Origin of the sequence: Anabaena sp. FACHB-83 (assembly GCF_014697485.1) — a bacterium.
Lineage (GTDB): Bacteria > Cyanobacteriota > Cyanobacteriia > Cyanobacteriales > Nostocaceae > Nostoc_B.
Genome location: NZ_JACJRY010000058.1, coordinates 19,655 through 33,529, shown reverse-complemented (window position 1 = coordinate 33,529; position 13,875 = coordinate 19,655). Strand labels below are relative to the sequence as shown.

Sequence of the window (13,875 nt, the reverse complement as noted above, 5' to 3'; positions counted from 1 at the left end):
ATCTTTTTTACGCAATTTTGCTCCAACTACAACAGAAATGGTTGATAAACTAATCTCAGTTGCACTCGACTTAATAAATCCTCAACATTTAAGAAACTGGTTTGCTAGTTGCTGCTACTGTACCTCATAACAGCCGTAGGTGCTGTATCTTATGATGCCAGCACTTCATCTAAAATCACGATGAATAAGTTTGACACTGTTCTTAGTTGTCGGTCATTGGTGAGAAACTGGGTACAGTCTAATGCTGTAGCTGTTGCAAGATGAATGGCATCGGGTGTTCTCAATGAAGGTGTAATAGCACGTAGCCTTGCTGCTTCTTTCAAGATGGCTTGACTAATGGGAACTAATTGTATTTGGGGTGATTGCAACAATCGCTCGTAGGCATTAATCAGAAACGTATCTGAATTTCTCATTGGTACGACTAGGGTTTCCATCAAAGTCAGTTCACTAGTAAAAACTTCCAGGTTTCCTGTCTGAAGATTATTCCATAGAGGATTCAGCAACATTCCATAAGTTGGGGTCTGTTCAACAGCGTAAATAATCGTTACTGTATCAATGTATATACGGTCAGCATTGGAAAAAGTTAGTTGTCCCATGCCTCTTTCTCTACCTGTATATCTCGATTGATTTCTTCTACACTTCTTCCGACAGGGCGTTGTGTATGGATTTCTTCAAGCAATGTCAGAATGGATTGGCTTTTTAGTGCAGGCTTCTGTTCTGGTAACAAGACAATCACCTCAACGGTTTGTCCTACTGAGGTTAAGGCGGTATCATTAGGCAAATTAATTTCAATTTTGTTGCCTGGTAAAACTTGAGTTTCAATTCGTAACGCCGATTGCATCTGGTCTTCTCCTATTTAAATTTGACCTATATTTTATTAATCATGGCGCAGATTTTGTGCGATCGCATATTGGGAAAATCTGCTTTTGTGCGAAAATGCGAATTGCGAATTGCGAATTGGTATTACACCCCTACTTCTCACCAATACCATCACACAATTGCCTGTCGCTATCGCTGAGATTATAATTATTCCGTAAATAACCCCTTACCCAATCGCAATTGTCCTGTATTAAAGAATCTAATTTTAATTTAGATTCTAAGTCTGGAAGATTCCAAAGTTTGACTGTATAGTCAAAACTGCCAGAAGCCAAGGTCTTGCCGTCGGCGCTCAAACTCACGCTACTGACAGAGTTGCTATGCCCGGTAAGGGTGCGGATTTCTTCTCCTGTTGCCAGATTCCAGAGTTTGATTGTCTTGTCATAACTGCCAGAAGCCAATGTCTTGCCGTCGGCGCTCAAACTCACGCTACTGACAGAGTTGCTATGCCCGGTAAGGGTGCGGATTTCTTCTCCTGTTGCCAGATTCCAGAGTTTGATTGTGTTGTCACCACTGCCAGAAGCCAATGTCTTGCCGTCGGCGCTGAAGCTCACGCTAAAGACAGAGTTACTATGCCCACTAAGGGTGCGGATTTCTTCTCCTGTTGCCAGATTCCAGAGTTTGATTGTGTTGTCACCACTGCCAGAAGCCAATGTCTTGCCGTCGGGGCTGAAGCTCACGCTAAAGACAGAGTTACTATGCCCACTAAGGGTGCGGATTTCTTCTCCTGTTGCCAGATTCCAGAGTTTGATTGTGTTGTCAAAACTGCCAGAAGCCAATGTCTTGCCGTCGGCGCTCAAACTCACGCTACTGACAGAGTTGCTATGCCCACTAAGGGTGCGGATTTCTTTGCCTGTTGCCAGATTCCAGAGTTTGATTGTGTTGTCAGCACTGCCAGAAGCCAAAGTCTTGCCGTCGGGGCTGAAGCTCACGCTCAAGACAAAGTTACTATGCCCGGTGAGGGTGCGGATTTCTTTGCCTGTTGCCAGATTCCAGAGTTTGATTGTGTTGTCACCACTGCCAGAAGCCAATGTCTTGCCGTCGGCGCTGAAGCTCACGCTATAGACCAAGTTACTATGCCCACTAAGGGTGCGGATTTCTTTGCCTGTTGCCAGATTCCAGAGTTTGATTGTGTTGTCATCACTGCCAGAAGCCAAAGTCTTGCCGTCGGGGCTGAAACTCACACTCCACACAGTGCCACTATGCCCAGTCAAGGTGCGGATTTCTTCTCCTGTTGCCAGATTCCAGAGTTTGATTGTCTTGTCAGTACTGCCAGAAGCCAAAGTCTTGCCGTCGGGGCTGAAGCTCACGCTCAAGACCAAGTTACTATGCCCACTAAGGGTGCGGATTTCTTCTCCTGTTGCCAGATTCCAGAGTTTGATTGTGTTGTCAGCACTGCCAGAAGCCAAAGTCTTGCCGTCGGGGCTGAAGCTCACGCTAGTGACAGAGTTACTCCCTTGCAAGCGGTTGCGTTCTCTTCGTTGAAAACGGACTGTCTGCAACGCATTCATTACTTCTGAGTTAGTTGTATGTTGGCTTTGCAGAATTTTTCCTGCCTTAATTGCTGGGACAAAAGCGTCTAATTCATTTCCTTGATTAAATAGAGACAAGGAATTTCTACCAAGAGATTCAGCTAGATTGAGTTCCGCCTGCTTCGTCTGATTCCATGCCGTCAAACCCAAGCCACCACTAATTAACACCGCCACCAACGAACCCGCCGCAATTCCCCAAGCAGTTCTAATTTCCCGCTTCCTGCGAGCTGCTTCAACTTGTTTGAGGCGATTACTTTCTGCAATACTCTGTTCAATAAATTCTCGCTCATCAATCAAGTCTTCTGGGCGTTCTTTCAGTCTTTCTTCCGCTTCCGCCAAAGCCGCACCCCGCAACAATGAACCAGAATCTTGCTGCGTTGCTTCCCATTGTACCTTGGCTGAACGCAGTCGCTCTTGCCAAGCCCTAAAAACGCGGTCTTTATTCATCCATTCCCGCAATTCTCCCCAATTGCGAATCAAAGCTTCATGGACTACTTCTACTGTTTCTTGATTGGTAGCATTGCGATTTGTCACCACCAACCGAGCATCAGCTAATTGTTTGACCAAATCCCAACTTTGCTCTCCCAATTCGGCTTTCATCGCCACGCGGCGGGTATCTTCTGTTCCCTCACCCGGACGCACCAATTGAATAAAAATCCGCCGGACTTTTTCTTTCTGGGCTTCTGTCAAGTTGCCATATTTCTCATCTGCATGACGAGCTAACGCACCTTCCACTTGACCAATTTCTTCATAGATTTTGTGAGTTAATAGTTTACCTGTGCGCTTGTTCCACAATTCTGTCAACGCAAACTCTAGTAAAGGTAAATTCCCCGGTTGGTTTTCCACATCCTCTAAAATGCGTTCTACCAGTCCGCTTGCAAATGTCACTCCTAATTTTTCGGCAGGTTTTTCAATGACTTGGGTTAATTCCTCCCGATTCATCGGCCCCAGTTTTAAGTCAGCATTTTGCAAAACATCCGCAAAAGGACGATAGGAGAGAGCATTGCCCAAAAAATCTGCCCGCATAGTCGTTACCCACACCGTAGCGGATGCAGATAGAGACGTGAAAGTTTCTAAACTAGCTAATAAACAGTCAAGAAATTTATGGCGAGTTTCCTGATGGTGACAGAGAGTATAAATTTCTTCAAATTGGTCAGCAATTAATAGCACCCGTTCATTAGGGTGATTTTGCCGGATTTTAGCAAAAACGTCCGATATCGGCATAGAGCCATCTTGCAAGTAACCGGCTAACTTGCGGGCTTGGGCAATTTGGTCAGTTGCATCTAAATTAGACGTATAAAGTGGCACTAAAGCTACAGCCAGTGCATGGAAAGGATCAGCACCAGGACGAAAGTGAGTAAACTGCCAATGTCCGGCTGTTTGCAACTTCGGGACTAACCCCGCCAACACCACCGAAGATTTACCGCTACCTGATGCACCCAACACAGGAATAAAATTCTGGGTTTTAGTGGCAGTATAAAGTTCTTCGATAAATATTTCTCGCCCAAAGAACACATCCGCATCATTGGGGCCGAAATGAAACAACCCCCGATAAGGACAAGGAAGATATTCATTAGCTACGTCTGTAGAATCAGAAGCAACTAATCTTGCTTCTTCCCGATAGTAGTAGTTAATTATCTGTACAGGAGCGTAAGTCAAATCGCCCCCAACACTAGTATCCTTTAAGAGATTTTCTTGTTCTTGAGATGTTTGATTTGGGAGTAACTCGCTCATGCTCCTGGTATCCTTAACCTTGCTGAACTGGGGAGAAGTTTACATTGCCAGTGATAGTATTTCCACTCATTGTGTTGGTTTGAGTTTGATTGATTATTTGCTGTCCCCCTGGTTGTTCTTTAAGCTTGTCGAGTAACTCCTGAGCCACTTTAATGATTTCTTGGTCTTGTTCAGCACCAGCTTTGGTAATTTTGTCTTTTAATAAACCTTCAGCTTGCTTAATTTCTTCTGGTTTGGCATCTACCATCGCTTGTCCCAGAGCATCGCCTTCCAATTTCTTTTTAATCAAAGCCTTCAAACCCTGATAGGCATCTTTCACGGCTGTTCCGGCGGTTTCTTTAGTAGCAGCGATCGCACCAGCACTCAAAGCAGTAATAATTATAGAAATAGGTTCCATCGTTAATCCTTTATAAGTCAGCTAGAGAGATTCGATGTATATAAGATACATACAGCAAAAATAGGGTGCGTTACGCAAATAAAGTAACGCACCCTATTTTTCAGCAAGTTTTAACTGAATTATCTTCCTAACGTCTGCGGATAAATATTTGGGTGAAGTAAACTGCACCTCTGCTATTTACCGCCACACCAACACCTGTGAGGTTGTAATTACCTTTGATATTAGCCAAATGTCCTGGACTTCTCAGCCAACCTTGCACAGCCTGGGTTGCAGGATTGCTGTATCCCTGGTTGTAAGCCACATTTTCTGCTGCTGCGCTGTAGGGTATTGTAACTGCGATCGCTTGAATTCTTGCGCCAAAACCATCATGACCAAATGCAACTCGCCCCTGAGCCATATTTTGACTATGAGTCCTAGCTTGATTGTCAATAGTTGAGTTACGTGTTAATGCTGGTAGACCCAGAGACGCTCGATATTGGTTGATTTGAGTGAAAACCTCCGCTTCTAACTTCGCAGTATTTACAGTTTGTGCCAGTTGGATGTTATTATCTGACATTTGGGTATGTTGCAAGGTAGCAGTTTGAACTGGTGCGGAAAAAGCGGTTACGCCTCCAATCAAGGCTAGAGTCGCTACACCAGCACTGGATATTTTATTCTGAATCATTAATAGGTAGCCCTAAACACACTGAAAGAGAACACTTCCAGATAATGTAACCGGACTCATGTAAATTGAACAAATAGCCTATGAGCCAGCATCTGGGGATTTATGCTGCTCTACCTGGGAAAATTGCCAACCAACTTACATATTCATAAATTTCCATACATCATCATTCTCTGGGTAGAGAAATATAGCAGTTCTTACTTGCTTGTAATACAGTTGGAACCCCACCCCGCATTTGCTGACGCAAACGCGGGGTGGGGTTGAAATGTACCTCATCCAACCGAGAACCGCTATAGTAAAAAGTCAGGAGTCAGTATAAATTCTGTGCGACACTTCTCCTATCGGAGACGCTACGCGAACGGCAAGCTCTGATAGCCTTTTTGCGGAAGCAAGATAAAATATCGCCAGATGAACATAATTTGTCATAAAGTTAAACTCATACAACAAAAAAGCATCAGGACAACTGTAAGATTTCGCTGATTTAGCGTTTTATATTTATCGCTATTGTTCTAGTGATTTGATGAAATATGATAGCGATCGCTGTTTAGACATCAACCCACTGACTGAAATTACTCACAAAATATACTGTGCAAGGCTTTCTCAACTTAAACAAACCATTTGATTGGACTTCTCATGACTGTGTGGCGCGGGTACGCAAACTGTTGCGCCTCAAACGGGTAGGACATGCGGGAACTTTAGACCCCGCAGCAACTGGGGTTTTACCAATTGCAATGGGTAAAGCCACAAGGTTATTGCAGTATCTCCCAGGGGAAAAAGCTTACAAAGCTACTATCCGTTTTGGTGTGCGTACCACAACCGATGATTTGCAAGGAGAAATTATCACCTTACAACCTTGTGCAAGTTTGAGTTTGGCTGAAATCGAAACTGCACTCACACAATTTGTGGGAAAGATTGAACAAATACCGCCAATGTATAGTGCGATTCAAGTTGATGGCAAACGCTTGTATGATTTGGCGCGTCAAGGTGAAACAGTGGAAGTTCCTGTACGTACAGTTGAAGTTTTTCAGATAGATATTTTAGATTGGCGCGAGGGGGATTTTCCTGAATTAGATGTGGCGATCGCTTGTGGTAGTGGTACATATATTAGAGCGATCGCCCGTGATTTAGGTTCAGTCTTAAACACTGGCGGAACTCTCGCCGCTTTAACTCGCACCCACAGCAGTGGTTTTAATTTAACTAATAGTCTTTCTTTAACTGACTTAGAAACACAGTTGCAAGGCGGGACATTTCAACCCATTTCCCCGGATGTTGCTTTACAGCATTTACCCACCGTCACTTTACCTCCAGAACTCGCCCGCAAATGGTGTCAAGGACAAAAAGTTTCCCTCAATTCTGATAGTTTTGGACTTGTGCGTGTATATGAAAATGAAACGCGATTTTTAGGAATTGGACAATCGCAAGATGAAATATTAATTCCTCAAATGGTGTTTGAACCAGTTTCTTAAATAGGCATTAATATTCACTTGTAATATGAATTGATTATGTCTCAGTAATTAACTCTGGCAATATCAGTATGAATAAAATCATTACCTTTGAATAACAAAGGTTGATTTATCGATTTTGCTAAAGCATAGGAAAAGCAATCTCCCATATTCAGTTTTGCCGGATGGCGACTCTTACCAAATTTCAAGAATGCTTCACTGGCTAACTGTGCTTGCTCTACACTGAAAGGTACAATAATGATAGAAAGTGCTGTAATTAATAAGTTCAAATTTTCTACACCTTGCTGACCATATTTAGTACCCAAGACTATTGATGCTTCAACATAGCCTGGAGAAGAAAGCAGACAGTCTTCACTTTCATCAATTAGTTGAATAAAAATCAATTCTTCAGGTTCAGCATAGATAATTGCTAGGATAGCTGAAGGATCAATTACCATTATTCTGGAATTCCAAACTCGTTGTAGCCAATAATTTCCTCTGGTGTTCTGCTATCGAGATTGGGTAAGTTTCTAATCTGATGACAGATACTACGAACAGCATTAATATCGACTTTTTTATCTTGGAAAGTTGCTGAAGGAGCAGGATAAATTTGATAAAGAAGTCTTCCTTTTATCTCCATTCCAGCAAGATTTGGAGGCATTTTCAGGCACAAAACACCATTTTCATCTACATAGGCATCAAAATTGATTTGTTGCATTGTTTTATGCTCCAAATTGAATACCTTATTTATTGTAATTTTTCTCCTATGTCACCAGTGGTAAATATTGACAAATTTTAAAAAATTTGCTCTATTTTCTGAAAATCCCTTTGAACTTCGTTCCACAAAGCTTTGTTATTGGGGTCAGTTTTGAGGGCTTTTTTCAGGTAAATTCTGGCTTTGAGAACTTGATTATCGTTAATCAGCGCCCTTGCCCAAATTTGATAAGCGATCGCTAACCATTGGCGAACTTCCGCATCTTTGGGTAAACGGTCTACCAAGGCTTCCGCCAGGGCGATCGCTTGGGGAAATCTTTTTTCTTTCAAAAATCTTTGCAACTGCTCATAAGTCTTCCACTTCAGCCGTTGTTCAATTTCCGCAATATTCGCAGGCGGTGACTGTGGTTTTTCCGTGGTGACTGTGGTTTTTGGTGCAGCATCTTGACGAGTCGCCTTTGGTTCCTCGCGCCTAGCCACAAAGGTTTCTGTAGTGACTGTGGTTTTCGGCGTGGCTTTTGCGTCCTCGCCCCTAGACACAAACTGTTGACCTGACGGCTGCTCGACTGTTTCTTCTGGCGGTACCACCGTTAAGAGCAGCCTATAAGCTTCTGTCAAGGCAATAAACTTATCTTTAGCTTTTTTGTCATCTGGGTTGATATCGGGGTGATATTGCTGCGCCAGTCGTCTGTAAGACGATTTGATTTCTGCAAACGAGGCTCCCGACCTTAAACCCAATAAACGGTAGCAATCTCCTAGATCCATTTCGAGATATCAGCTATCTAATATACAGCTATCAGCATTCTGCCTTTAGCATGAGGTTTTAATGATAAACAAAAATTTTCTAATTTATAGTTCAAACTAGACAGTTTTGTAAGGGAGTGGGGAGTAGTGAATGGGGAGTGGTGAATTTTTCCCTACTCCCTACTCCCAATTCCCTACTCCCTACCTTCTAGATTCGCTCTTCAATCACACGGTCAATCAATCCGTATTCTTTGGCTTCTTGGGCGGACATAAAGAAGTCACGATCCATGTCTTTCTCAATCTTGGCCAAGGGTTGACCAGTATTTTGAGCGTAAATGTTATTGAGTTGATGGCGAATCCGCAGAATTTCTCTGGCTTCGATTTCGATGTCAGTAGCTTGTCCACGGGTTCCGCCGGAAGGTTGGTGAATCATAATCCGGGAATGGGGCAATGCGAGGCGCTTGCCTTTTGTCCCAGCAGTCAACAAGAAAGAACCCATTGAAGCCGCCAGACCGACACAAATGGTCACAACATCAGATTTGATGTGTTGCATCGTATCATAAATCGCCAAACCAGATGTTACCATCCCACCAGGAGAGTTGATATACAAATAAATATCTTTACCTGGGTCTTCTGAATCCAGATACAGCATAACGGCGATGATTTGGTTAGCAATTTCATCATCAACATCACGCCCCAAGAAAATAATCCGTTCCCGGTAAAGGCGATCGTAGATGCTAATCCAATCTGTATACTGTCCTCCGGGCATCCGGTAAGGAACTTTAGGAACGCCTATAGGCATGATTAACTCCGTTAATAATTAATAAATTGATTGGGAGTGGTGAGTGGGGAGTGGTGAATTTTTTCTACTCCCCACTCCCAATTCCCGACTCCCTGAAGCTTAAAGGACACTAGTTGGTACTGGTGGATTAGCGAGTTCTTCTTTTTCAAACACGCGATCGATTAAACCGTACTCTTTGGCTTGATATGCGCTCATATAGAAGAGACGATCCATGTCTTTGGTGATTCTTTCGGCCGTCTGTCCGGTGGTACGGTTCAAAATCTCAACCATCGATGCTTTGTTTGCCAGAACTTCTTTCGCCCGAATCTGAATATCAGTTGCTTGACCTTGGGCGTAGCTTTTGGGCTGGTGCAGGATAATACTAGCGTTGGGTAAGCTGGCGCGGCAACCTTTAGTACCAGCACTCAATAACATGGCAGCCATACCCATCGCGGAACCAATACAAATGGTGTGGATGGGAGGTTTAATGTATTTCATGGTGTCATAGATGGCAAAGGCTTCGGTTTCAAAGCCAATGGGTTCGCCACTATAACCAGAAGTGCCTGTCGAGTTGATATAGATTTTAATAGGTTTGTCGGGGTCGTCTGACTGCAAGTACAATAATTGAGCGACGATTAATTCCGTCACAGCAGGCACCAGTGGCATTCCCAGATAGACAATTCGCTCTTTTAACAGAAGGGAGGGTAAATCTGGCGGCGGTGTCCGGTAGAAGTTATCGCCGTAGTATGGGGCTTGAACAGCCTTGATGGGGGAAATGTCCATAGCAACTGATCGCCTGAAATTATGCCGTTAACTGTAATACATCCTAGCGCGATGCTGGCTAGAGTCAGGTGCGGTTTCCTCGCTAATGGGCGAGATTGCTGGCATCTGCTAAAGCTAGGCTTCTAAGATTATTGTGAATATATTAATCTATCTACGCAAGATAAGTTTTCCGTAGCGTTGATCTGGCAATTTGAAGTTATTTATAAATATGGTGAGAATTTGGGATTTCGGAGTCAGGAGTCACAATGGTGAGGACAGTCAACACTCAACTGACCTACCATCTAAAATTTTTGCTCAATTTTGATTTCTGGCTTTTGAGTGCTGGATTCTTAACTAAATTATTGTATGTATCCTGAATTTAGGAAGTTTGGGTTATGAAGGTCAATTTGCAGCCTGCCCTGAATGATGTCAATGTTGATGCTAATCAAACTAGTAGTCAACGTCAGCTGTCGATTTCTGTGTCCGCGATCGCCGATACCCAAGACCGGACTCTGCCGATTAATTTATGTTTAATTCTCGACCATAGTGGCTCGATGAATGGTAAGCCTCTGGAAACGGTGAAAAAAGCCGCAAATTTGTTGGTTGACAGACTGAAGCCCAGCGATCGCCTGAGTGTGGTAGTCTTCGATCATCGCGCTAAGGTCTTAATCCCAAATCAATCGGTGGAAGACCCAGAACAAATTAAAAAGCAAATTAACCGCTTATCTGCTGATGGCGGAACGGCGATTGATGAAGGTTTGCGTCTGGCGATTGAGGAGTTAGCTAAGGGCAAAAAAGACCGCATTTCTCAAGCTTTTTTGCTCACCGATGGGGAAAATGAACACGGAGATAATAACCGTTGTTTTAAGTTCGCTCAGTTAGCTGCTGGTTACAACTTAACTTTAAATACTTTGGGCTTTGGTGACAATTGGAACCAAGATGTTTTAGAAAGAATTGCTGATGCAGGTTTAGGCACTTTATCTTATATTCAAAGACCTGATCAAGCTGTAAATGAGTTTGGGCGGTTATTCAGCCGGATTCAAACTGTGGGCTTGACTAATGCTTATCTGTTATTTTCATTAATGCCGAATGTCCGGTTAGCAGAACTTAAACCTGTTGCCCAAGTTTACCCAGATACGATTGAACTTCCCTTGCAACAAGAAGCAGATGGACGGTTTGCGATTCGGTTGGGTGATTTAATGAGAGATGTGGAGCGAGTAATTTTAGCTAATATTTATCTGGGACAATTGCCGGAAGGTCAACAAGCGATCGCAAATGTCCAAATTCGCTACGATGATCCTGCCCAAAATCAACCCGGTTTATTTACTACAAATAGCCCCGTGTACGCTAATGTTACCAGGGCTTACCAACCAAACATTAATCCCCAGGTGCAGCAATCAATTTTGGCTTTAGCCAAGTATCGCCAAACCCAACTCGCCGAAGCAAAATTACAACAAGGCGATCGCATCGGGGCTGCAACTATGTTGCAAACTGCTGCTAAAACTGCTTTGCAAATGGGTGATACAGGTGCAGCCACAGTCTTGCAAACTTCTGCCACACAATTACAATCGGGAGGAGATTTAAGCGAAAGCGATCGCAAAAAAACTCGCATTGTCTCCAAAACTGTGTTGCAAGATATCCCGCCACAATGAAGGTTAAATTGCTCTTGTTGCTCAAAGAGGGTAACGTTTTCAAAACTGAGTGGTTGGCTATAACTGACAAATCCACACTTAATCTTCTCAATAAAACTAGCGTTTTATTGAGAAAATAACGAAATAATCAGGGTTGTCAGAAAGTGAATATAGCATTTCTTATGCTAGTGAAGTACAAGCAAGAATAATTAACCGCAGATGGACGCAGATAAATTTGTACCTCAACAGACTAGGAAAGGCTATAAATGCTTTCAAAATTATGAGTTTTATACCATTTTGGATTTTAGATTTTGGATTTTGGATTGGGAAATTGCTTACTGGTGAGCTTTTCAGTAACCCATTTGTCGCAATCATTTTTCAAATTGGTATTACATAGTAGTCTAGCCAACACAAAATACTATGCCTAGAGCTTATTGTCTAGCTATAAATAACATCTCGTGAGCCAAAAACAACAATTAAATCGAAGATTGTTGTACTTAGTACTATTCCTAAGTGCAACTATACTTTGTTTATTGCTTACCTATTTTTTAATAAATTGGCGTGGTGGTACAACACCTGAAGATGTTGTGGATGCCTATGTACGTGCTTTAGAAAAGAAAGATCAAAATTTAATGTTGCGGTTAGTACCAGGGTCTTACTCTTCAGAGCAGGCAGTACAAGATAAAGTAACACAATTAGGAGGACATGACATCAAAGAAATTCAAGTTTCCTACACCAAAATTAAACCACATATAGCAATAGCAAACATTGAAGGCTGGTACATCGACTCCAAGGGTGAGCGTGTTAACTTCAAAGATACAATTAATCTGAGATATGAAAGCGGTTCGTTCTTAGTCTTCTACAAGGGTCGCTGGTATCTCAATTTAGGTCGAAACAAAAACCCAATCAATCTTGGCCCAGCATCAACACCTTTCTGAACAAAAACTGTCAAAATTCTCAGGTAAAGATTACGTCGGTGCAGCTACGGTGTTGCAAACTTCTGCCACGCAATTACAATCGGGAGGAGATTTAAGCGAAAGCGATCGCAAAAAAACTCGCATTGTCTCCAAAACTGTGTTGCAAGATATCCCGCCACAATGAAGGTTAAATTGCTCTCGTTGCTAAGTGATCGTAACGTTGATGTGGCTCAAGTCAGCAGTCAACGTCAATTAGTAGTTTCGGTTTCTGCGCTTGCTGATCAGTTTGAGGAGCGTTTGCCGTTGAATTTATGCTTAATTCTGGATAAAAGCGGTTCAATGCACGGCAAACCAATGCAAACTGTGATGCAAGCAGTAGAGCAATTATTAAATAAGTTACAGCCTGGCGATCGCATCTCAATAGTGGCTTTTTCTGGTGCTGCGGAAGTGATTGTTCCCCATCAAGTAATTCAAGACCCCAGCACCATTAAATCGCTGTTGCCAAAAAAACTCATCGCCAGTGGCGGTACTGCCATTGCTGCCGGGTTAGAATTAGGCATCACAGAACTGATGCAAGGTGCTAAAGGCGCTGTTTCCCAAGCTTTCCTCCTCACCGATGGACATGGTGAAAGCAGTTTACGGCTGTGGAAGTGGGAAATTGGCAACGATGACAACAAACGCTGTCTGGAACTGGCGCAAAAGGCAGCTAAAATCAATCTAACAATTAACACTCTCGGTTTTGGCAATAACTGGAACTCAGATTTACTCGAAAAAATTGCCGATGCTGGCGGCGGTAGTTTGGCTTATGTTGAGCATCCAGAACAAGTTTTAGAACAATTTGGGCGGTTGTTTGGTCGCATTACATCAATAGGGCTAACAAATGCTTATTTGCAGTTTTCCCTTGCACCTCATATCCGACTAGCAGAATTAAAACCCATCGCCCAAGTTTTTCCAGACACAATTGAGTTACCAGTACAGCAAACCACCAATGGCGGCTTTAAAGTCCGACTGGGTGATTTAATGCAAGATGTAGACCGGGTAGTTTTAGTCAATCTTTATTTAGGCAAATTACCAGCAGGAGAACAAGTCATTGGACAGATGCAGATTTGTTACGATGACCCCGCCTCCAACCAAGATGGCTTATTGTCTCCGATGATTAACATATCTGCTAATTTCCTGCGCCAATATCAACCCGCCCTCAATCCCCAGGTACAGCAGTCAATTTTGACATTAGCCAAATATCGCCAAACGCAGTTAGCAGAGATGAAATTACAACAAGGCGATCGCATCGGGGCTGCAACAATGTTACAAACTGCGGCGAACACTGCCTTACAAATTGGTGATACAAGTGCAGCCCAAGTTCTGCAAACATCTGCAACCCGCTTACAAACCGGCGAACAACTCTCCTCAGCCGAACTAAAAAAGACGCGAATTGTATCCAAGACAACTTTACAGAATTAATTATCTGTGCCAAAACTAGCTAAATTGTCCAGCCATAATTGACCTTTTCAATTTATCTGGAATATTTCAGCTATTTTTAATAATTCTGTGACCCAATCTTGTTATATTTATGGCCAAGAGCAAGAAAAGGCTTATCGCTTAAGCTTTTGAGATTGTTAAGGCAGATTACATCGACCAAGATTATTTCCTACAGAATAATCTTTACTCGGATTTTAATTTGCAA

Annotated in this window: 15 protein-coding genes; 5 read left to right on the top strand and 10 right to left on the bottom strand. The window is 42.8% G+C overall.

Going from position 1 to position 13,875, the window contains the following annotated elements:
• Positions 1-149: 149 nt before the first annotated feature.
• From H6G79_RS32275 to H6G79_RS32255, 5 genes are all read right to left on the bottom strand, one after another.
• Complete coding sequence (locus tag H6G79_RS32275) at positions 150-596, bottom strand: type II toxin-antitoxin system VapC family toxin (RefSeq protein ID WP_190594646.1); 447 nt, start codon at positions 594-596, stop codon at positions 150-152.
• Positions 584-841 carry a hypothetical protein gene (locus tag H6G79_RS32270; RefSeq protein ID WP_190594645.1) on the bottom strand — a complete coding sequence of 86 codons (258 nt, stop codon included), beginning with the start codon at positions 839-841 and terminating at the stop codon, positions 584-586. Before H6G79_RS32270 ends, H6G79_RS32275 begins: the two co-directional genes overlap by 13 nt.
• A gap of 130 nt (positions 842-971) precedes the next feature.
• Positions 972-4,142 carry a WD40 repeat domain-containing protein gene (locus tag H6G79_RS32265; protein WP_191049401.1) on the bottom strand — a complete coding sequence of 1,057 codons (3,171 nt, stop codon included), beginning with the start codon at positions 4,140-4,142 and terminating at the stop codon, positions 972-974.
• A gap of 13 nt (positions 4,143-4,155) precedes the next feature.
• A complete protein-coding gene (locus H6G79_RS32260; protein WP_190594643.1) occupies positions 4,156-4,539 on the bottom strand; it encodes a hypothetical protein in 384 nt (127 codons plus the stop codon).
• Between the two features lie 127 nt (positions 4,540-4,666).
• Positions 4,667-5,203, bottom strand: a complete 537-nt coding sequence (locus H6G79_RS32255; RefSeq protein ID WP_190594642.1) for a CAP domain-containing protein — start codon at positions 5,201-5,203, stop codon at positions 4,667-4,669.
• Between the two features lie 584 nt (positions 5,204-5,787).
• Between H6G79_RS32255 and truB the strand changes: the two genes are divergently transcribed.
• On the top strand, positions 5,788-6,666 hold the full coding sequence (gene truB / locus H6G79_RS32250; protein ID WP_190594641.1) for a tRNA pseudouridine(55) synthase TruB: 879 nt from the start codon (positions 5,788-5,790) through the stop codon (positions 6,664-6,666).
• A 41-nt stretch (positions 6,667-6,707) separates the two neighbouring features.
• On the opposite strand, the gene H6G79_RS32245 is transcribed toward truB, so the two are convergent.
• The 5 genes from H6G79_RS32245 to H6G79_RS32225 form a co-directional block, all read right to left on the bottom strand.
• Positions 6,708-7,100, bottom strand: a complete 393-nt coding sequence (locus tag H6G79_RS32245) for a type II toxin-antitoxin system VapC family toxin (protein ID WP_190594640.1) — start codon at positions 7,098-7,100, stop codon at positions 6,708-6,710.
• The gene (locus H6G79_RS32240) at positions 7,100-7,360 is read right to left on the bottom strand and encodes a hypothetical protein (RefSeq protein ID WP_190594639.1); all 261 of its coding nucleotides are present in this window, start codon (positions 7,358-7,360) and stop codon (positions 7,100-7,102) included. Before H6G79_RS32240 ends, H6G79_RS32245 begins: the two co-directional genes overlap by 1 nt.
• 77 nt (positions 7,361-7,437) lie before the next feature.
• Positions 7,438-8,121 (bottom strand): J domain-containing protein, encoded by a 684-nt coding sequence (locus tag H6G79_RS32235; protein WP_190594638.1) that lies wholly within the window; start codon positions 8,119-8,121, stop codon positions 7,438-7,440.
• Between the two features lie 187 nt (positions 8,122-8,308).
• A complete protein-coding gene (locus H6G79_RS32230) occupies positions 8,309-8,902 on the bottom strand; it encodes an ATP-dependent Clp protease proteolytic subunit (protein WP_103123696.1) in 594 nt (197 codons plus the stop codon).
• Positions 8,903-9,001: 99 nt separating this feature from the next.
• The gene (locus tag H6G79_RS32225) at positions 9,002-9,664 is read right to left on the bottom strand and encodes an ATP-dependent Clp protease proteolytic subunit (RefSeq protein WP_190594637.1); all 663 of its coding nucleotides are present in this window, start codon (positions 9,662-9,664) and stop codon (positions 9,002-9,004) included.
• Between the two features lie 374 nt (positions 9,665-10,038).
• Here H6G79_RS32225 and H6G79_RS32220 point away from each other — a divergent pair, with 374 nt between their 5' ends.
• The 4 genes from H6G79_RS32220 (at position 10,039) to H6G79_RS32205 (ending at position 13,652) form a co-directional block, all read left to right on the top strand.
• Positions 10,039-11,295 (top strand): VWA domain-containing protein, encoded by a 1,257-nt coding sequence (locus H6G79_RS32220; protein WP_190594636.1) that lies wholly within the window; start codon positions 10,039-10,041, stop codon positions 11,293-11,295.
• 512 nt (positions 11,296-11,807) lie between these two features.
• Positions 11,808-12,212: a hypothetical protein gene (locus H6G79_RS32215; RefSeq protein ID WP_190594635.1), complete on the top strand. Its 405-nt coding sequence runs from the start codon at positions 11,808-11,810 to the stop codon at positions 12,210-12,212.
• The gene (locus H6G79_RS32210) at positions 12,187-12,375 is read left to right on the top strand and encodes a hypothetical protein (protein WP_190594647.1); all 189 of its coding nucleotides are present in this window, start codon (positions 12,187-12,189) and stop codon (positions 12,373-12,375) included. The genes H6G79_RS32215 and H6G79_RS32210 overlap by 26 nt, the downstream gene beginning before the upstream one ends.
• Entirely contained in the window at positions 12,372-13,652 is a 1,281-nt protein-coding gene (locus H6G79_RS32205; protein ID WP_190594634.1) for a VWA domain-containing protein, read from the top strand. The genes H6G79_RS32210 and H6G79_RS32205 overlap by 4 nt, the downstream gene beginning before the upstream one ends.
• The last annotated feature ends 223 nt before the right edge of the window (positions 13,653-13,875 follow it).

Excerpts from the sequence above, each read along its gene's own strand:
- H6G79_RS32275 (WP_190594646.1), bottom strand. The coding sequence starts at position 596 with ATGGGACAACTAACTTTTTCCAATGCTGACCGTATATACATTGATACA.
- H6G79_RS32270 (WP_190594645.1), bottom strand. The coding sequence starts at position 841 with ATGCAATCGGCGTTACGAATTGAAACTCAAGTTTTACCAGGCAACAAA.
- H6G79_RS32265 (WP_191049401.1), bottom strand. The coding sequence starts at position 4,142 with ATGAGCGAGTTACTCCCAAATCAAACATCTCAAGAACAAGAAAATCTC.
- H6G79_RS32260 (WP_190594643.1), bottom strand. The coding sequence starts at position 4,539 with ATGGAACCTATTTCTATAATTATTACTGCTTTGAGTGCTGGTGCGATC.
- H6G79_RS32255 (WP_190594642.1), bottom strand. The coding sequence starts at position 5,203 with ATGATTCAGAATAAAATATCCAGTGCTGGTGTAGCGACTCTAGCCTTG.
- H6G79_RS32245 (WP_190594640.1), bottom strand. The coding sequence starts at position 7,100 with ATGGTAATTGATCCTTCAGCTATCCTAGCAATTATCTATGCTGAACCT.
- H6G79_RS32240 (WP_190594639.1), bottom strand. The coding sequence starts at position 7,360 with ATGCAACAAATCAATTTTGATGCCTATGTAGATGAAAATGGTGTTTTG.
- H6G79_RS32235 (WP_190594638.1), bottom strand. The coding sequence starts at position 8,121 with ATGGATCTAGGAGATTGCTACCGTTTATTGGGTTTAAGGTCGGGAGCC.
- H6G79_RS32230 (WP_103123696.1), bottom strand. The coding sequence starts at position 8,902 with ATGCCTATAGGCGTTCCTAAAGTTCCTTACCGGATGCCCGGAGGACAG.
- H6G79_RS32225 (WP_190594637.1), bottom strand. The coding sequence starts at position 9,664 with ATGGACATTTCCCCCATCAAGGCTGTTCAAGCCCCATACTACGGCGAT.
- H6G79_RS32220 (WP_190594636.1), top strand. The coding sequence starts at position 10,039 with ATGAAGGTCAATTTGCAGCCTGCCCTGAATGATGTCAATGTTGATGCT.
- H6G79_RS32205 (WP_190594634.1), top strand. The coding sequence starts at position 12,372 with ATGAAGGTTAAATTGCTCTCGTTGCTAAGTGATCGTAACGTTGATGTG.